This window comes from Kaistia granuli DSM 23481, assembly GCF_000380505.1.
GTDB classification, from domain to species: Bacteria; Pseudomonadota; Alphaproteobacteria; order Rhizobiales; family Kaistiaceae; genus Kaistia; species Kaistia granuli.
This window is the reverse complement of record NZ_AQYH01000010.1, coordinates 624,049-641,624: the sequence shown is the minus strand read 5'-3', so window position 1 is coordinate 641,624 and position 17,576 is coordinate 624,049. Positions and strand designations below refer to the sequence as shown.

Genomic DNA, 17,576 nt, shown 5'->3' with positions numbered 1-17,576 from the left:
CCGACGGTTGGGGCATGCAGTTGCTACAAGGCACCTGGCTGACCATCCGGCTCGCTCTCGCGACCCTGCCGTTCGGACTGGCGCTAGGCCTCGCCATGGCGCTCGCCAAACGCAGCCCCAACCGCTGGATCCGCGCGTTCGGCAATGCCTACACGACCGTCTTTCGCGGCCTGCCCGAACTGTTGACGATCTTCATCGTCTATTTCGGCGGCCAGATCGCCCTGCAGAAATTCGTCAGCCTGTTCAGCGACGCGCCGGTCGAGGTGAACGGCTTCGTCGCCGGTATGGTGGCGCTCGGCGTGGTGTTCTCCGCCTATGCGTCGGAGGTATTCCTCGGCGCCTTCAACAATATCGGCCGCGGCCAGTATGAAGCCGCCTATGCGCTGGGGCTGCGTCCCTCGGCAACATTGCGCCTCGTCATCGTGCCGCAACTCGTCCGTCTCGCTCTGCCGGGTCTCGCCAATCTCTGGCTGATCCTGCTCAAGGACACGTCGCTCGTCTCGGTGATCGCGCTTGAGGATCTGCTGCGCAAGACCAGTATCGCAGTTCGCGTCACCAAGGAGCCGTTCCTGTTCTTCGGCGTCGCCTGCCTGATCTATCTCGCCCTCTCGATGATCTCGTCGATCGGCATCGTGGCGATCGAACGCTGGGCCAATCGCGGCCTGAGGAGAGCGTGATGAACTGGGACGCGCTCGCCACCTACGGCCCCCGCATGCTGCAAGGCCTCGTCGTCACCCTGCAGCTGGTCGCGATCTCGATCACATTAGGCGCCCTGCTCGCCTGGCCCGTCGCCTTGGCGCGCATGAGCCGCAGCCGCCTGCTGCGAGGTGTCGCCTTCGGCTACATGTACTTCTTCCGGGGCACGCCGCTGCTCGCCCAGACCTTTCTGGTCTATTACGGCGCCGGCCAGTTCCGGGTCCAACTCGAGGCGGTCGGCCTCTGGTGGCTGTTCCGGGATGCCTTCTTCTGCTGCGTACTGACTTTCACGCTGAACACAGCGGCCTACCAGGCGGAGATCTTGCGTGGCGCCATCAAGGCCGTGCCGATCGGCCAGCGCGAGGCGGCGATGTCACTCGGGCTGAAGCCCCGGCAGATCTTTCGCAAGATCATCATGCCGCAGGCCCTGCTGATCGCGTTGCGCCCGCTGGGCAACGAGGTGATCCTGATGATCAAGGGGTCGTCGGTCGCCGCCATTGTCACGGTCTTCGACCTGATGGGCGTGACCCGCCTCGCCTATTCCCGCACCTTCGACTTCCAGGTGTATCTGTGGGCCGCTGTGCTCTACCTGATCGTGGTGGAGAGCATTCGCCGGATCTGGGACAAGATCGAGCACTACCTGACCCGACACCTGCGCACCGCCTGAGACCAGAACGGTCCGGCAGCTGACGCCGCCGGACCGTTCCGCTTGAAGCGGCGCGGCCGGGCTAGGCCATGCCCTTGTCCTTCTCGAGCGGGATGTAATTCAACGGCAGAGCGGTCGCGTATTTGATCTGCTCCATCGCGAAGGCCGACGAGACGTCGGCGATGTCGATGCGCGAGATCAGGCGCTTGTAGAAGGAATCGTAGGCCTCGATGTCCGGGACCACGACGCGCAAGAGATAGTCGACCTGGCCGCTCATCCGGTAGAACTCGACCACTTCCGGCACATCGCGAATGACTTCGGCGAAGCGCTTCAGCCATTCCTCATTGTGCTGGCTGGTGGTGATGGAGACAAAGACGGTAACCTTGGCGTTTACCTTCTTCGGGTCAAGCACGGCGACGCGCTTGGTAATAACGCCGTCTTCCTCGAGTTTCTGGATGCGACGCCAGCAAGGTGTCGTCGACAGACCGACTCGCCGACCGATCTCGGCGACGGGGATGGTTGCGTCTTCCTGCAGGATTTGCAGGATTTTTCGGTCGAGTCGGTCGATCATTCCGGAACCCTCTGCCCTGGACCCGCACGGCAGTAGTATCATTTTCCAATGACTATTGCCAACGACTTTGAATTGAGAAAAATATTCTGCCGATGAATGCTCAACTCGGGCAGAGAAGTCAATCCGGACGGCGCAAATGGTCGGCGACGAGCCCCTGTAGTGCCGGGATCAGTTCGTCCTCAAACCAGGGATTGCGCTTGATCCAGCCGCTGTTGCGCCAGGACGGATGCGGCAGGGGCAGGACTTGGGGAGCCGAGGTTGCTTCCAGAATAGAACGCCAATCGGCGACCGTCTCCGTCAGCCCGGCTCCTGCCCGTTTGCCGAGATGCCATTGCTGGGCATAGAGACCAACGGCCAGCACCAGCTCGACTTCCGGCATGGAGGCCATCACGGCGTCGCGCCAGGCGGGCACGCATTCCCGTCGTGGCGGGAGGTCGCCCCCCTTGGCGTCGAGCCCTGGAAAACAGAAGCCCATGGGGACGATCGCGATCCGACTCTCGTCGTAGAAGGTCGCCTCGTCGATACCCATCCAAGCCCGCAGGCGATCGCCGGACGGGTCGGTGAAGGGCGTGCCGGAGGCATGGACACGCGTGCCGGGCGCCTGGCCGGCAATCAGGATGCGCGCCGTCGCGGAGCCACGGATGACAGGGCGCGGCGCATGCGGCAGCGGCGCGCGGATCGGATGATCGACGCAGATCCGGCAGGCACGGATATCGGCGAACAACTCGTCCAGTTCGGTCGGCAACGGCTTTAGTGACGGCTTAACCATGTTGCTCAAGTCAGCATTAAGCATTCGAAACGCAAGCTCGACGCGAACCTGGGTACTTCCTTACGGAAGTGGCGAAATGCAGATCCTAACCGCAGCGGCTGGCGACAGCCAGACGAAAGCTTCCTCCTGCGCCGGCGCTGAAGAGCGCGGCGCGGCTGCAGATCGTTTTCTTCATCTGCGCGCGCTGGCCGCGGCTTCGGCGGATGGCGAAAATGCCCTCGGCCGGGCGCTGCTTGCCGACTATGCCCGCTTCCGCTTTCTCAGTCTTGCGACCATGCCGCTGCTGGTCCCCTTTGCCGCCCTGGCCGCGACGATCTGGGTTCCGCTGCAAGCGATCCTTCTCTGGGTCGCACCCGTCGCCCTCCTCCACGGCCTGTTGGCGGCAGCCTGCCAGCGCTCGAAGAACCCGACGCACCTGCCCGCCGATCTCGGTCGTCGCAAGGCCGTGCTCATCGGAATCGAAACCGCTTGCGGCCTCGGCTGGGCCAGCCTCCTGGCTCTGACCGCGACGATCGCGCAAGGGGACGCTGGCGTTTTCCTCGTCGCGACGACCTTGGTGGCGATCGCCTTCACGACAGCGGCGACGTCCAGCCTACCGGCGGCCGGTCTCGCCGGCAGCGCGCCGATCGTGCTGATGGCGGTGGCGTTGTTTGCCATGCGTCACGACGCTATCTCACTCGGGCTTGCGGCGCTCACTCTGGTGGCGGCCATCGGGTGCTTGGCTCACTCGAAGCGCCTTCACGACACGACCCGCGACTTTCTGGCCGGCGACATCGACAATCACCGGCTGATCTCCGAACTCGAGGCCGCGCGTGCTAGAGCGGACGCGGCGCTCGTGGCCGCCGACGAGGCGAACCTAGCCAAGTCGCGCTTTCTCGCGACGATGAATCACGAACTGCGCACGCCGCTCAACGCGATCCTCGGTTTCTCGGAAGTGATGAAGGATGAGCTGTTCGGCCCGCTGCAGAACCGCACCTATCGCGACTACGCTCGCGACATCCATCAGAGCGGCAGTCACCTGCTTTCGCTGATCAGCGAAATCCTGGAACTGTCCGGCTTCGAGGCCGGGCGCTACGAGCTGAAGGAAGAGCCGGTGCGATTGGTTCGGCTGGTCGAGGAATGCCAGGCCTTCGTCCAGTCAAGGGCCCATAGCCGCGACCTCACCCTGAGATTCGCGGCGGAACCGGACATGCCGCCCCTCCTCGCCGACGCGCGCGGCACGTGGCAGGTGGTGATCAACCTGTTGTCCAATGCCATCAAGTTCACTCCGGCCGGTGGAGCCGTCGAGATACGGGTCGGCTGGACCGCCGGTGGCGGGCAATATGTGTCGGTTCTCGACAACGGACCGGGTATTGCCGCCGAAGACATGCCGAACCTGCAGACTGGCTTCGGGCGGGGCGAGGCCGGCATCCGCAGAGCCGAACAGGGCAGCGGAATGGGGCTCGCCATCGTCGAGGCCATCACGCGACTGCATGGCGGCTCGTTCGAGCTGCTCTCCACGCCGGGAAGAGGCACCGAGGCCACCGTCTGCTTCCCGCGCGCCCGCGTCATGGAGCCGAACATGGTGAGCCCGGTCGTCGCCGAGCCCGCCGATGTCGACATGGCGGCGGCCGAGAGCAAGGTTGTCCTGCTGCGCTCGGCCGGCTGAGCTCAGTCCGCCTTCACCGATACGCCGGCCTGCGCGAAGGTCGCCATGCCGGTATGGATCTCCGCCGCCGCCTTGATCAGGCCGGCCGCCATCGCGGCGCCCGTGCCCTCGCCAAGACGCATGCCGAGATCGAGCAGTGGTGTCTTGCCCATCGCGGCCAGCAGCCTGGCATGCGGCGGCTCGGCCGAGACATGGCCGAACTGACAATGATCGAGCGACGAAGGATCGATCTTGTAGAGCACGGCGGCGGCCGCCGTTGCGACATAGCCGTCGACGATCACCGGGATGCGGCTCATGCGAGCGGCCAGGATCGCGCCGGCCATGGCGGCGAGCTCGCGGCCTCCCAGCCGACGCAGCACTTCCAGCGGGTCGCCCAGATGGGCCTCGTGCAGGGCAAGCGCGACATCGATCACCTCGGCCTTGCGCGCCAATCCGTCCGCGTTGACGCCGGTACCGGGTCCGACCCAGTCGCTGCCGGTGCCGCCGAACAGGCCCGCCGCCACAGCGCCGGCGATCGTCGTGTTGCCGATGCCCATCTCGCCGATCGCCAGCAGGTCGATGCCGCCGGCCGTCGCCTCCATACCGAACGCCATCGTCGCCGCGCAGCCGGCCTCGTCGAGCGCCGGCTCGACGGTGATGTCGCCGGTGGGGATATCGAGCGCGAGGTCGAACACCTTCAGCCCGAGATCATAGGTGATGCAGATCTGGTTGATCGCCGCACCGCCGGCGGCGAAGTTCTCGACCATCTGCTGGGTGACGCTGGACGGGTAGGCCGAAACGCCGCGCGCGGCGACGCCGTGATTGCCGGCGAAGATCGCGACCAGCGGACGGGTGACGGCGGGGCGCGCCCTGCCCTGCCAGCCACCCAGCCATTCGGCCAATTCCTCGAGTCGTCCGAGCGAGCCAGCCGGCTTTGTCAGCTGCGCATCGCGCGCCCGAATCGCCAGCACCGCATCCTCGTCGCGCGCCGGCAACTGATCGAACAGGGCACGGATGTCGTCGAAGGGAAGTCCGGTAGCGGAGCGGGCCATGGGGATCTCGGCTTGGTGCGGGGTGGGCGGGAGCGGCGCGCTTTGCGGCCGGCAGCGGGGCGATCTATAACCTTCCTCCGGCGCACCGCAAAGCACGGATGAGTCGGTGCGGCGTTCCGCCAATCGGGGGCGACACACATGACCGACGAGCCATACCGCACCATGTTCCGCACATCGGCATCCGAATTCGCAGCCGCGACGGCCTTCCTGACGCGGCTCCCGGCCTCCTGGCTCGGCGTCGATCCCCAGAGTCGGCCGGATTTCAGCGTGGCCGCGCGGACCTTCCCGCTGGTTGGCCTGCTGGTCGGCTTGGTCGGGGCGATCGCCGCGCTTTTCGGAGCGTCGCTCGGCCTGCCGCCGCTCGCCGCCGCCGTGCTGTCGCTGGCGGCGACCGTGGCCCTGACCGGTGCCCTGCATGAGGATGGCCTTGCCGATACAGCGGACGGATTCGGTGGCGGCACGACGGCGTCGCGTAAGCTTGAGATCATGCGCGACAGCCGCATCGGCACCTATGGCGGCGTCACGCTGGTGCTGTCGCTCCTGCTTCGCGCCAGCCTGATCGCCACGCTGCTGCCCTATGGCGCCCTGCCCGTCGCGACGGCGCTTGTCGCAGCGGAGATGGTCGGCCGCGCCGCCATGGTCCAGCTCTGGGCAGCGCTGCCACCGGCGCGCTTCGAGGGACTGGCGAGTTCGACCGGGCGACCGAGCAGCGAAACGCGCTGGAGCGCCATCGCGATCGCGGTCATCGCCGCCTTGATCGCCGGCAGTCTCGGCACAGGCTTCTTCGACGCCGTGATCGCCCTGGTAGTAGCCGGTCTTGCTAGCTACGCCTTCCAGCTGCTCTGCGCCTCCCAGATTGCCGGACAGACGGGCGACACACTGGGCGCCATCCAGCAGGTCGCGCTCATCAGCTACCTGATCGCGATCGTAGCCACGGCATGATCACGCCCTGCATCAACATCTGCGTCATCGACCCGCAGTCCGAGCTCTGTGAAGGCTGCGGCCGCAATCTCGACGAGATCAGCAACTGGTCGCGAATGTCGCCGGAGGAGCGCCGCGCCGTGATGGACGGACTGCGCAAGCGCCTGGAAAGCTTGGCCACCACTGACGCCTGATGTCGGGTTGACCTATCGTTCGCAGGAACGGCGACCCAAGGACTAAGCCGTCCGCTCAAGCGGATCCGGACCGGGATTCCGATCCGGACACATTCGCGTTGCCTACGTCGTCGCCGTAGCCGCCGCGGCGATGGCGCGACGGCCCTCGCGGTTGGCGATCACGCTGACGATGACCAGCTGGAAGAAATGATAGAGCATGATCGGCGCGATGATCAGGCCAAGCGCCGGCGAGGCGCCGAACATCAGCTTGGCCAAGGGCACGCCGGTCGCCAGCGACTTCTTCGACGCGCAGAACAGGCAGGCGATGGTATCGGCCCGGTTGAAGCCCATCAGGCGACAGGGGATCATCATCAGCCAGTAGATGATGAAGAACAGCGCGATCGTGCCGACGACGATGGTGGCGATGATGCTGACGTCGTGCCCGGCCCAGACGCCCTCGACGATCGAATCCGCGAAGGAATTGTAGACGATCGCCAGGATGATCGCCCGGTCTGCCAGGCGGATGCCCTTGATATGCCGCGTCGCCCAACCGGCCAGCCAATGGCGCGCCACCTGGCCGACGACGATGGGCAGCAGCACCAGCAACACGATCTTGCCGATCACCGGCAGCAGCGGCATGCCGACGCCCGATGACGACAGAAACCACGCCATCAGCAGCGGTGTCGCGAACACGCCGATCAGGCTCGACAGCGTCGCGTTGAAGATCGCGACCGGCACGTTGCCATGAGCGAGCGACGTCATCGCAACCGAGGACGACACTGTCGAGGGCAAGGCGGCGAGATAGAAGAAGCCGATCCAGACCTCGCTCGGAATGTAGCTCTTGAACGGCGTTCCGAGCGTCAGGACGACGATCGGGAAGAGCACGAAGGTACAGAGCTGCACGGCGACATGGACCCGCCAGTGCCGGATGCCGGCGCGCATGCGTTCCGGCGCCAAAGTGAGCCCGTACAGGAAGAAGATCACGGCCACGCCATAGGTGGCGATGGCATCCATGTGCAGCACGCCGCCCGTGGCGCCGGGTCCCGGAAGCGCGATCGCGGCGATGACCACGAGAACCAGCGCAATCAGGAAGCCGTCAATCGTAAAGCCGCGGATCGTCATGTCGGGGATGCTTTCATTACTGCCGGAAAACCGCCGGATGCAAATGGACTTCCATCCTTAGCGAGCCCTGTCCCGACGATAAAGGGACATGCCGACAAAGCACCTTCGCCTCAGGCAGCGGCGACGGTGGCGGCGATTTCCTCGACCGTGTCCATGGCGCGGTGGAACACCTCGACGCCGGCGGAGCGGCTGGCGCCCTCGACTGTCAGGATCTGGCGGAAGCGCCGGGCGCCCGGACGGCCGTGATAGAGTCCGAGCATATGGCGCGCCATATAGCTGACCGGCGTGCCGGCGGCGAGCTGCGCTTCGATATAGGGCAGCATCGCCTCGATGATCGCGCGCGGCTCGGCGTCGGGACGATCGTCGCCGTGGAACCGTCGGTCGACGCTGGCCAGGATTTCCGGCTCCTGATAGGCGGTGCGACCGATCATGACGCCGTCGACATGCGCGAGATGAGCCTCGGCCTCGTCGAGGCTCTTTATGCCACCATTGATGCCGACATAGAGGTTTGGCAGGCGCGCCTTCAGGCGATAGACGCGGTCATAGTCGAGCGGCGGGATATCGCGGTTCTCCTTCGGGGACAGCCCCTGCAGCCACGCCTTGCGCGCATGTACCCAGAGCGCATCGACACCGGCCGCCACCACCGCATCCGCCAGCGTGTCCAGCGCCTCCTCGGGATCCTGGTCGTCGACCCCGATGCGGCACTTGACCGTGACAGGGATTGCGACGGCATCCTTCATCGCGGCGACGCAATCGGCGACACGCTGCGGCTCCCGCATCAGGCACGCACCGAACGTGCCCGACTGCACTCGGTCCGAAGGACAGCCGACATTGAGATTGACCTCGCCATAGCCAAATTCTTCGCCCGCGCGCGCGGCGATCGCGACCTTGGCGGGATCAGACCCGCCGATCTGCAGCGCGACCGGCTGTTCGGCCGGATCGAAGCCGAGCAGCCGCGACCGGTCGCCATGGATCACAGCCTCGGCGACGACCATCTCCGAATAGAGCAGCGCGTGCCGGCTCAGCAGGCGATGGAAATAGCGGCAATGCCGATCCGTCCAATCCAGCATTGGCGCAACGGATAGCTTATGCCTCTGATAGTCTTTCATAATTTCCGTGTTCATCGTCGCTTTGGGAGCCTGTCGGCACACTCTATATGCGATCTGCGACCGGTTTGGCCATGCGCAGCTCATCAGCGTGACCGTCACCGCACCGGATGCTAAGCCTTGAAACCTCTCGTCCTTGGGGGCGCCATGAGCTTGCGGCTGATCTCTCTGAATGTCTGGGGCGGGCGTATTCACGCCCCGCTGTTGCGGTATCTGGCCGGCGCCGAAGCCGATGTCCTGTGCCTGCAGGAAGTCGTGCGCACGGCGGGCTTCGCGGCGGACTGGCTCGACTATCGCGACGGCGATCTCGTGCTGCCGCAGCGCACCCATCTGTTCGAAGAGATCCGCGTCGCCCTGCCCGCGCATGACGGCCTATTCAGCCCGACGGCCCGCGGCATCCTGTTCGATGGCGAAAATCCGGTTTCGTCCGAGTTCGGGCTGGCGACGTTCGTGCGAAATTCCCTGCCCATCATCGGCCAGGCGCAGGACTTCGTGCATGGCGGATTTCGCGCCGATGGCTGGGGCGCTCATCCGCGCGCCCGCAACGCGCATGGCATTCGGCTCTTCCACTATGCCGGCGGCTTCCCGGTGACGATCGTCCAGATACACGGGCTGCGCGACGTCGCCGGCAAGGGGGATACACCGGCGCGCCTGGCCCAGGCCGAGGCGCTGGTTGATATCGTCGAGCGGCTGTGGCGTTGTGGCGAACGCTTGATCGTCTGCGGCGATTTCAACGTTCTGCCGGACAGCGTGACCTTCGACGCGCTGGCACGGCTGGGCTTGACGGATCTCGTCACGACACGCGGATTCACCGACACCCGGACTTCCCTCTACGAGAAGCCCGGGCGCTATGCCGACTACATGCTGGTCACGCCCAATGTCGAGGTCGTCGAATTCGATGTAGTGGCGGAGCCCGAAGTCTCCGACCATCGGGCCCTGATGCTACGGTTCAAGTGACCGTGGCAAGAACCGGCTCCGCCGCCCTGGCGGTGGCAGCGGACGCGCGCTGTCGCAGCCGTTCTTCCCAAAGCAGGGCGTCGGCGACAATCAGATCAAGCTCGTCGCGCAGCGGCTGGAAGCCGAGACTGCGGATCAGGTCGGTGGCGGCGACCAGAGACGGCGGGTCGCCGGCGCGGCGCGGCGCCAGACGGACTTCGAAATCGACGCCCGAGACACGCTTCACGGCCTCGATCACCTCGAGAACCGAGAAGCCGCGCCCGTAGCCGCAGTTCACCGTCAGGCTCTCGCCACCCTTCTCCAGGTGACCGAGCGCCAGCACATGGGCGCGGGCGAGATCGCTGACGTGGATATAGTCGCGCACGCAGGTACCATCGGCCGTCGGATAGTCCTGGCCGAACACGTCGAGATGCGAACGCTGGCCGAGAGCGGCCTGGCAGGCGAGCTTGATCAGATGGGTCGCACGCGGGAAGGACTGGCCGGAGCGGCCCTGCGGATCGGCACCGGCGACGTTGAAGTAGCGCAGCACCGCCGCGCGAAGGTCATGCGCCGCGAGCGTGTCGCGCAGCATCCACTCGGTCATCAGCTTTGACGATCCGTACGGCGAAATCGGCTGCATCGCCGCGCCTTCGGGGATCGGGCTGATATCCGGCTCGCCATAGACGGCGGCGGTCGAGGAAAAGATGAAATGGCGCACGCCATTCTCGACGGCCGCCGCAATCAGGGCGCGGGATTTGACCGTGTTGTTGAAGTAGTAGCCGAGGGGATCGGTCACCGAATCCGGCACGACGATCGAGCCGGCGAAATGCACGATGGCGGTGACGCCGAACTCGCGGATCAGCCGCCCGACCAGCGCCTCGTCGCCGCAATCGCCGCGAATGAGCGGCACGCCTTGCGGAACCTGGCTCGGAAACCCGGTCGAGAGATCGTCGAGAACGATGGTTTCGCGCCCGGCATCGGCGAGCGCCAGGACCATGTGGCTGCCGATATAGCCTGCGCCGCCGGTGACGAGAACGGTCATTCCGTGTTCCTGCTGTTTGGAGTTTGAGACATATCTGGAATCACAAATAGAAACTCATCTGGTCGGGACCGAGCTCAGCGAGCGTGACGCTCTCGATCAGGAAGCCGCTGCCAAAGCCAAAGTCGACATGGACGCCTTGCGCGGTGTCGACGGCGTGCGCCAGGAACCCCTCATAGTTGGCGAAGGCACGGCCGGAGATCGGCTGGAAATAAAGATGGTCGCCTTCGGCCACATTGAAGTCGGTGATCCGGTCGAAGCCCTCGTCGTGCTGGCCATCGAAGATGAAGGTGTCAGCGCCGGCGCCGCCGGTCAGCGTGTCGTCGCCGCGCGAGCCGCGCAAACGGTCGTCGCCGTCCTCGCCCGCGAGCGTGTCATTAGCCTTGCCGCCGAAGATCGTGTCATTGCCCATGCCGCCGCGCGCGTTCGCCACGCCGCCTGTGTTGAGCAATTGGATGTAGTCGTCCCCGCTCGCGCCGACGACGTCGATGTCGACCGACTGGTACACGCCGCCCGTCCCGATCAGCGGGCCGAACAGCGTCAACTTCTCGATGTTCTGGAACATGCCGCCGGTGGACGAGGTGCCGGTCTCCATGTCGATCCAGTAGGAACCGTTGGACGGCGTCTGGATCTGCAGCATGTCGATGCCGTCGCCGCCGTCGATCCAGTCCGGGTCGAAATTGCTCCTGAAGATAGTGTCGTTGCCCGACCCGGCATTGATGCGATCGAAGCCACCGCCGCCATTGATGCGGTCGTCGCCGGCGCCGCCATGGATGATGTTGCCGAGCGCATCGCCGAGCAGGACGTCGTTGTGGTTGGAGCCCCAGATGTCCTCGATCGAGGTCAGCGTGTCGCCCTGGGCGAAGCCGCCGACCTGCGTGGCGCGTCCGAGGTTGACGTCGACGCCTGCGCTGGAGCCGCCGTAGTCAACCCGGTCGCGGCCCCCGCCGCCGTCGATGCGATCGGCTCCGGCGCCGCCATCAAGCACGTCGTCGCCGTCGAGCCCCATCAGCCAGTCATTGCCCTTGCCGCCATGGATGACGTCGTTGCCACCATAGCCGCGGAAGGTGTCATCGCCATTGCCGCCGAGCAGCAGGTCATTGCCGGACGCGCCACCGACATGGAAGCTTTCGACACTGATGATCTTGCTGCCGATCGCGCCCCAGGGACGGATGTCGATGGTGACGTCGCCGTCCGAGTCCACGGCGTCGATCGACACGGTATCGAAGCCGTCGCCGCCGTCGATCAGGCCGAAGTCGATCCGCGCCGAGAAGGTGTCGTCACCGGCCCCGCCCAGCATCACCACATTCGGATTGGCGGCAGGCGAATGATTATAGGCCAACTCCTGCCAGAGGTGATCGTTGCCGTCGCCGCCATCCATCCAGTCCGCCCCGCCGAAGCCGCCGAGATCGTCATTGCCGGAGCCGCCATGGAGGATGTCGTCGCCGCTGGTGCCGAAGCCGATGTCGTTGTGCTCGGAGCCGTAGAACTCGAGCCGCTCGAAGCCGGTCGCGGGCTTGCCGTGCGGAGACAGATAATCCCCGTCGTCGATCAGCGACAGATCGCCATTCGGCTGATGCCAGACGATGAAACCCGGCCCGCCCGTCTCGCCGGCCCGGAAATCGCTGACGTCGACGACGAGCGTGTCGTTGCCTGTGCCGCCTTCGAGAATCGAGACGCTCGACACCTCGATCCGGTCGTCGCCCGCGCCGCCATTGATGCGGTCGAGGCCACCGCGACCGATGATTAGGTCATCGCCGGCGTCGCCCTTAATGATCTCGTCGCCGGCCGTCCCGGCGATCCGGTCGTCGAAGCGCGAACCCCAGAGGCTCTCAATCGAGAAAAGCCGGTCGCCCTCCGCGTCACCGCCGAACTGGGTGGTCCGTGTCAGTTCGATGTCGATCGGCGCGGCGCTGTCGATGTAGTTGACCATGTCGAGGCCATCGCCGCCGTCGACGAGGTCCGCGCCGAGATAGGGACGAAAGCTGTCGTCTCCGCCCTCGCCAAACAAGTTGTCGGCGCCGACAGTGCCGAAGATCCTATCGTTGCCGGATGTTCCATGAACATCGACCATGATGGCGCGTCTCCCCGTTCGTCAGGTTCAAGCGACTTTCAGCATGCTGTCTCCGGGGGCGCGCGTGGCGCGATCCACCAGCTTGGTATCGGCGTTGTTCTCGATCAGGAAAGTCCGGGTTTCGTCGTAGACGTTGCGCCAGGCGGCGTTGAACCGGTCGAAGCGCGACTGCTCCCAATATTCCTCGAGCACGAAGGCGGTGTCGCTGAACACGTCGTAGCTCGGGATCTTGTATGTATCGGCAAATTCGGCCGTCCGGCTGTCATAGGTGAAGTAGATCGACGGCGTGCCGTTGGCGAGCGCCATCAGATTGCCATGCAGGCGGTAGCCGAGGACGAGATCCTGCCGGCACACCAGCGCTTCGTAGTCGGCCACGACATCGGAATAGAACAGACGCTCGCGATAGAGCTTTTCCATCGCGTCGTCGAAGTACCAGTTGGCCGCCCAGCCATTGGCCCGGAGCGCGGCAATCGCCTCTTCCTTCTGGTCGTCCGTGCCGAGGACGATCTTCTTTTCCTCGATTTCACCCTGAGCCATCAGGGTGGTGTCGAAACGGGCGGCGAGCGATTTCACCAGGTCACGGTGGAAGCTCAGGTAGCGCTGGATGTTCTGCGCATAGGTAGGCGATACCTCCCGCCGGATGGTGACGCCGACATTCTGCACATCGGCCAGCGGCGGCAGTCGGATGTCGAGATCCGGGTCGAGGCGGCGGAATGCCGTCGGGCAGCCGACGATGCGGATATTGTCGATGCCGAGATCGGACAACACCTGCGCCGAATAGGCGCCGCGCACGCCGATCGACGTGCTCAGGTCCGCGATGACGCGCAGCACTTCCTTCGTCTGCGCCGAAAGCTCCAGCCTCCCCTGGACCGGCGCCTGGGCACCGATCCCGAAGGCGATGACCGGCAGTCCGAGTTTCCTCAGGACAGCGGCCGTGTCGTGCCACTCCATCTCGCCATGGATGTAGTTCGAGCCACGCAGCAGCACGTAGTCGTACTCTTCCCGCAACCGGTCGAGGCTGGACCAATCCGGATTGTTGATCTCCAGCACGCCGAGCTTGTCGAAATTCAGGAGCTTCAGAGAAGAATCGTAGACGAAGGCGTCGCCGATATTGTGGTAGCGGTCGATCGAGCGCTGCACGTCGTGGCACTGATACCAGCGAACGCAATCGTGATCGTAGATCTCACCTGATGGAATCATCACCAGCAAACGTGCCATACCGGCCTCCTTATCCCCCCAGGGACGCCGCTCCTTTGCCGGAGCAGCTTTCGCGCGATTGCTCACGCGCGTTCTTGTTGGCCAACCTCGCCGACAGGCGACGCTGGCTGGTACTGCTTCAGGACGGCGCGATACAGCGCTAGATGCTGCTCGGCGGAATCGACGTGGCTCATCGGCCGGCGCATGGAGGAACGCAGTCCCTCCCACATGGGGCCATCCGACAGCACGTCGACAAGGCGATCGGCGAGATCCTCGGGACTGCCGACACGGAAATGCAGGCCGTCCTTGCCGTTGCGCACTTTCTCGGCCATGCCGCCGATATTGCTGCACAGAAGCGGCCGACCGTGGAACAGCGCCTCCTCGATAACGACGGGCGAATTCTCCCACCAGATCGAGGGCACGACGACCCAGTCCACCGTCTGCATCAGCTCCGGCATCTCGCCATTCTGGTAGGAGCCATAGAAGCGGACGCGGCTGCCGGCGTCCTCGATCAGCTTCTTCATCCGCGCCTGGAACTCAGGCGGCTGGAATTCGAGATTGGCGCCGAAGATCATCAGGCGGGAATCCTCGCCCCAGATGCGTTCCGGCACGCGCGCTACCGCGTCGATCAGTACGTCGACGCCCTTGAAGGGCGTCATCTGGCCGAAATAGGCGAAGCGGCTGCGGCGCTGCTCCGAGCCCGGCAGGGCGCGCGGCGGTGCGGCGTCCGACAGCGCCAGGCCATTCTCGATGACGAAGATCCGGTCGGGCGACAGCCCCCAGGCCGCATAGCGCTCCGCCAGGAACGTGCTCGGCGACACATAGACGTCCGCGAGCTCGAGCATCGAGCGGATGAAGGTCTCGCGCTTCAGGAAGCGCGCCGGCGCGATATCCGGAAAGCAGCTGTGGCAATCCGTCGGCGAGGCGCGCCGGCAAAGCTGCGCGCCGTTCGGTTTCACCATCTGCCCGTGGTGGTGGCAGATGGAGAGAAACTCGTGGAAGGTCACGACGATCGCGGCGTCGGGCAGCGCCTCACGGATAGCATAGAGCGCCTCCAGGCCGAGGCCTAGAATGTGGTGGAAGTGCACCACATGCGGCTGCAAATCGCGGACGAAGCGCACCAGATCACGGCGGATGTCGTCCGTGTTGCGGTTCGACAGGAAGAAATGATCGTAGTCGTCGCTGTGAAACAGGATATCCGACGCGCTCTGCCGCAGGCTCATCAACGCCGTGCCCGCATGGCGCGGCGTCGGCGAACCGACACGGGCGAGATAGACAGAACGAATACCGGCGTGGGCATTCAGGCCCTTGTGCAGGTTGTGGGACGCGATTTCAGCGCCACCGAGCGAGAGACTGGGGTGACCGTGGCTGATGACGAGGACGCGGAGATCTTCGTTCATGCGGCGGCCGCCCGCGCCATGGAGGAGATCGTCTCCGACCAGCGGGCGCTGAACACGGCGTGATCCACGCTGCGGGCGTGGGCCTCCCAGGCGTTGAGCCGATCCCCCGGGTTCTCCGAGCCGAGCAGACGGACGCCGGGTAACCAATAGGCCCTGTGCCCGGTCGTCGACAGGCGCAACGCCAGATCGAGCCCCTTGGCGCGATTGCCCAGATAGCCGTGGCAGCCCTGGCCGAGCGAGGCGATCACCGGTTTGGCGACGATGCAGCACTCAAGATTGGCAACGGGCGTCACCGCCGGCGCGACCGTATCCAGCGTCGCGGCAGGATAACCGACATAGTTTTCGGCCAAGCCACCCTCTTCGCCACCCAGGCGATAGCCGGCCCAGCGGATCGAGTCGTCCTCATAAAGAAGTGCGGGCGAAATGATCACCGACGAATCCATTTCGCGATGCGCTTGGCAAAGTCGCCCGAGCCAGCCCCTGCCGGCAGGAACCAGCGAACCGGAAAACAGCACGACACGGTCCGACCGCGCCGCACCGGCCCCGACGATCAAAGCATCGAAGACGTCGTTGCAACCGGCAACCGCGACGAGATGGAGCGAAAGGCCATAGAACTCCGCCAACCGGCGCAACTCGCCACGCAGCGAAGCGATGACATGATCGGGGCCGGCCAGCACCACCGGCACCGCCCGGACCTCGGCGTCAAGCGCCAGCAGAGCGACCAGGGACGCGACATCCGTGGTGTGCTCGTCGAGCCCGATGACGAGGGTCGTATCGCCTGTCGGCGAGCCGGCCCCGACATGCTCCATCCGATCTGCCGTCGGCGCCTTGGTGGACGTGCTCGCCACCAGTGGAATCAAGTGTCGCTCGACGATCTCCGACATGGATGCGGCGCGCGCGCTGATCGATCGAAGCTGTCGGCCAACCGCCTCCCGATACGAAACGCGCTTCGGCACGACCGGGAGATAGGCAGGCGGCATCTGGGGAATGGTAAGCTCGACATAGACCGGCGCACTGCCATCCGGATCGAAATCGGGAATGAAGGCCGCGAAGCCATGGCCATGCTGGCCCTGGTCAAAACGTGCTGTGAACGGTGCCTTGCCGTCAAAGGCCGCCGACACGTCCGGTCGGTCGATCCGGCTCCAGATGTCCTTCAGCTCGATCGAAACCTGTCGGCGTCGGAGCTTGATCGACTCGACCCGGTGATCGGGATCAAGGAACCAGCCGCCGATCAGCAGGCCGCCCTGCTCGATACGAAGCGCATGGTCCATGGCCATCCGAACCGGCAGCGCCAGGCCCGACACCGTGTCGAGACCTTCATACCGATAAGCAGCATCGCGCAGCCTGCCGACGACTTCGGCCGAGCCGCGGATTTTCGGCAGAATGGCGCGGGCGTAGCCGGGCGTGTCACGCGGTGACGCCAGCAGCCGTTGCTCGTAGACGTCGGAATAGCGCCAGCCGTCGCGTCCGCGGAAATAGACGCGCTGCATGCCGAAGGGATCGATGGGTTCCGGCGCGACCAGGACAGCGGCGAAACCCTTGCCATGGCTGTTCAGGTCCTGCCGGTCGAAGGCGGCACCGGTACATTCCGCGATCTGCGCCGTCGCGCCGGCGATCAGGACGCGGCTGACTCCCGCCCGCACATCCGACGACCAGCCCTGCAGATAGACATCGCCGTCCTCGAACGCGCCGATGATCTCGATGAAGCCATCGGCCTTGGCGCTCGCCTCGACGAAAGTGGTCATCGCCGCCAACTTGCGGCGGCTCATCGGCCCCTGGCTCAGCATGGCGACGATCGCGTCGATCACGGCAGGCAAGTTCGCCCCGGTCAACTCGACCAGAGCCGCGGCGAGCGCCGCCGGCCGCATCAGATCCGGCGCAACCCGGTAGGATGCGGCGCGCCCCTGGGCCCGGAACGCCAATGCGCTCAGCCGCTCGCCCTTCAAAGGGCCAGCGAAGACGAGCGCGACGAAGCCATGGGAGGCTCTGCCCTTCGGATCGGCGAGCGGCCAGCTGACGACCGGCGCCTTGCCAGGCAGCGTCGGATCGCCGTTCAGCATCACCGCCTGGGCGCCGCTCATCGGCGCGCCGGCGCCGAGAACCAGGATGAAGGCTTCGTTGATCGGGCAGGCGATCAGGCTCTCGACGGCCGGCGAAGACCCGCCGTCCTGTCGCGGCGGCTGCCCGGGCCCGTGCCCCGGCTTCGCCCCCTTGTCGCCATCCTGCATCATGCCGCTGTGCTCCCGA

16 protein-coding genes are annotated in these 17,576 nt (G+C 65.3%); 6 read left to right on the top strand and 10 right to left on the bottom strand.

The genetic code is table 11. The features are described 5' to 3' along the window. Window positions 1-14 precede the first annotated feature (14 nt). Together G342_RS0118140 and G342_RS0118135 are read left to right on the top strand one after the other, a co-directional pair. The gene (locus G342_RS0118140; protein ID WP_018184594.1) at window positions 15-677 is read left to right on the top strand and encodes an ABC transporter permease; all 663 of its coding nucleotides are present in this window, start codon (window positions 15-17) and stop codon (window positions 675-677) included. Further along, window positions 677-1,363, top strand: a complete 687-nt coding sequence (locus G342_RS0118135; protein WP_018184593.1) for an ABC transporter permease — start codon at window positions 677-679, stop codon at window positions 1,361-1,363. Before G342_RS0118140 ends, G342_RS0118135 begins: the two co-directional genes overlap by 1 nt. Window positions 1,364-1,424: 61 nt before the next feature. On the opposite strand, the gene G342_RS0118130 is transcribed toward G342_RS0118135, so the two are convergent. Together G342_RS0118130 and G342_RS0118125 are read right to left on the bottom strand one after the other, a co-directional pair. Beyond that, complete coding sequence (locus G342_RS0118130) at window positions 1,425-1,910, bottom strand: Lrp/AsnC family transcriptional regulator (protein WP_198010828.1); 486 nt, start codon at window positions 1,908-1,910, stop codon at window positions 1,425-1,427. Between the two features lie 121 nt (window positions 1,911-2,031). Continuing rightward, window positions 2,032-2,682: a uracil-DNA glycosylase family protein gene (locus G342_RS0118125; protein ID WP_051094305.1), complete on the bottom strand. Its 651-nt coding sequence runs from the start codon at window positions 2,680-2,682 to the stop codon at window positions 2,032-2,034. Between the two features lie 76 nt (window positions 2,683-2,758). Here G342_RS0118125 and G342_RS24595 point away from each other — a divergent pair, with 76 nt between their 5' ends. Next, the gene (locus tag G342_RS24595; RefSeq protein ID WP_018184590.1) at window positions 2,759-4,330 is read left to right on the top strand and encodes a sensor histidine kinase; all 1,572 of its coding nucleotides are present in this window, start codon (window positions 2,759-2,761) and stop codon (window positions 4,328-4,330) included. A 2-nt stretch (window positions 4,331-4,332) separates the two neighbouring features. On the opposite strand, the gene cobT is transcribed toward G342_RS24595, so the two are convergent. Beyond that, window positions 4,333-5,361 (bottom strand): nicotinate-nucleotide--dimethylbenzimidazole phosphoribosyltransferase, encoded by a 1,029-nt coding sequence (gene cobT, locus G342_RS0118115; protein WP_018184589.1) that lies wholly within the window; start codon window positions 5,359-5,361, stop codon window positions 4,333-4,335. 138 nt (window positions 5,362-5,499) lie between these two features. On the opposite strand from cobT, the gene cobS reads away from it, so the two are divergent. Then, on the top strand, window positions 5,500-6,303 hold the full coding sequence (gene cobS / locus G342_RS0118110; protein ID WP_026304582.1) for an adenosylcobinamide-GDP ribazoletransferase: 804 nt from the start codon (window positions 5,500-5,502) through the stop codon (window positions 6,301-6,303). Further along, the gene (locus G342_RS0118105) at window positions 6,300-6,476 is read left to right on the top strand and encodes a DUF1289 domain-containing protein (protein WP_018184587.1); all 177 of its coding nucleotides are present in this window, start codon (window positions 6,300-6,302) and stop codon (window positions 6,474-6,476) included. Before cobS ends, G342_RS0118105 begins: the two co-directional genes overlap by 4 nt. 102 nt (window positions 6,477-6,578) lie before the next feature. On the opposite strand, the gene G342_RS0118100 is transcribed toward G342_RS0118105, so the two are convergent. Further along, complete coding sequence (locus G342_RS0118100; RefSeq protein ID WP_018184586.1) at window positions 6,579-7,577, bottom strand: bile acid:sodium symporter family protein; 999 nt, start codon at window positions 7,575-7,577, stop codon at window positions 6,579-6,581. Window positions 7,578-7,687: 110 nt separating this feature from the next. After that, window positions 7,688-8,686, bottom strand: a complete 999-nt coding sequence (gene dusA, locus G342_RS0118095) for a tRNA dihydrouridine(20/20a) synthase DusA (RefSeq protein ID WP_040879039.1) — start codon at window positions 8,684-8,686, stop codon at window positions 7,688-7,690. Window positions 8,687-8,830: 144 nt separating this feature from the next. Between dusA and G342_RS0118090 the strand changes: the two genes are divergently transcribed. Continuing rightward, complete coding sequence (locus G342_RS0118090) at window positions 8,831-9,640, top strand: endonuclease/exonuclease/phosphatase family protein (protein ID WP_018184584.1); 810 nt, start codon at window positions 8,831-8,833, stop codon at window positions 9,638-9,640. Here G342_RS0118090 and galE read toward each other — a convergent pair. The 5 genes from galE to G342_RS0118065 all read right to left on the bottom strand — a co-directional run bounded on the left by galE (window position 9,633) and on the right by G342_RS0118065 (window position 17,560). Beyond that, window positions 9,633-10,661, bottom strand: a complete 1,029-nt coding sequence (gene galE / locus G342_RS0118085; protein WP_018184583.1) for a UDP-glucose 4-epimerase GalE — start codon at window positions 10,659-10,661, stop codon at window positions 9,633-9,635. The genes G342_RS0118090 and galE overlap by 8 nt on opposite strands. Before the next feature lie 40 nt (window positions 10,662-10,701). Then, window positions 10,702-12,732 carry a calcium-binding protein gene (locus tag G342_RS0118080; RefSeq protein WP_018184582.1) on the bottom strand — a complete coding sequence of 677 codons (2,031 nt, stop codon included), beginning with the start codon at window positions 12,730-12,732 and terminating at the stop codon, window positions 10,702-10,704. A 27-nt stretch (window positions 12,733-12,759) separates the two neighbouring features. Then, window positions 12,760-13,950, bottom strand: a complete 1,191-nt coding sequence (locus G342_RS0118075; RefSeq protein WP_018184581.1) for a polysaccharide pyruvyl transferase family protein — start codon at window positions 13,948-13,950, stop codon at window positions 12,760-12,762. A 62-nt stretch (window positions 13,951-14,012) separates the two neighbouring features. Continuing rightward, window positions 14,013-15,329, bottom strand: coding sequence for a glycosyltransferase family 4 protein (locus G342_RS0118070; RefSeq protein ID WP_018184580.1), 1,317 nt, complete (start codon window positions 15,327-15,329; stop codon window positions 14,013-14,015). After that, a complete protein-coding gene (locus G342_RS0118065) occupies window positions 15,326-17,560 on the bottom strand; it encodes a hypothetical protein (protein WP_018184579.1) in 2,235 nt (744 codons plus the stop codon). Before G342_RS0118065 ends, G342_RS0118070 begins: the two co-directional genes overlap by 4 nt. Window positions 17,561-17,576: the final 16 nt, after the last annotated feature.

Coding starts and splice junctions, on each gene's coding strand:
- G342_RS0118140 (WP_018184594.1), top strand. CDS start 15: ATGCAGTTGCTACAAGGCACCTGGCTGACCATCCGGCTCGCTCTCGCG.
- G342_RS0118135 (WP_018184593.1), top strand. CDS start 677: ATGAACTGGGACGCGCTCGCCACCTACGGCCCCCGCATGCTGCAAGGC.
- G342_RS0118125 (WP_051094305.1), bottom strand. CDS start 2,682: ATGGTTAAGCCGTCACTAAAGCCGTTGCCGACCGAACTGGACGAGTTG.
- G342_RS24595 (WP_018184590.1), top strand. CDS start 2,759: ATGCAGATCCTAACCGCAGCGGCTGGCGACAGCCAGACGAAAGCTTCC.
- cobT (WP_018184589.1), bottom strand. CDS start 5,361: ATGGCCCGCTCCGCTACCGGACTTCCCTTCGACGACATCCGTGCCCTG.
- cobS (WP_026304582.1), top strand. CDS start 5,500: ATGACCGACGAGCCATACCGCACCATGTTCCGCACATCGGCATCCGAA.
- G342_RS0118105 (WP_018184587.1), top strand. CDS start 6,300: ATGATCACGCCCTGCATCAACATCTGCGTCATCGACCCGCAGTCCGAG.
- G342_RS0118100 (WP_018184586.1), bottom strand. CDS start 7,577: ATGACGATCCGCGGCTTTACGATTGACGGCTTCCTGATTGCGCTGGTT.
- dusA (WP_040879039.1), bottom strand. CDS start 8,686: ATGAAAGACTATCAGAGGCATAAGCTATCCGTTGCGCCAATGCTGGAT.
- G342_RS0118090 (WP_018184584.1), top strand. CDS start 8,831: ATGAGCTTGCGGCTGATCTCTCTGAATGTCTGGGGCGGGCGTATTCAC.
- galE (WP_018184583.1), bottom strand. CDS start 10,661: ATGACCGTTCTCGTCACCGGCGGCGCAGGCTATATCGGCAGCCACATG.
- G342_RS0118080 (WP_018184582.1), bottom strand. CDS start 12,732: ATGGTCGATGTTCATGGAACATCCGGCAACGATAGGATCTTCGGCACT.
- G342_RS0118075 (WP_018184581.1), bottom strand. CDS start 13,950: ATGGCACGTTTGCTGGTGATGATTCCATCAGGTGAGATCTACGATCAC.
- G342_RS0118070 (WP_018184580.1), bottom strand. CDS start 15,329: ATGAACGAAGATCTCCGCGTCCTCGTCATCAGCCACGGTCACCCCAGT.
- G342_RS0118065 (WP_018184579.1), bottom strand. CDS start 17,560: ATGATGCAGGATGGCGACAAGGGGGCGAAGCCGGGGCACGGGCCCGGG.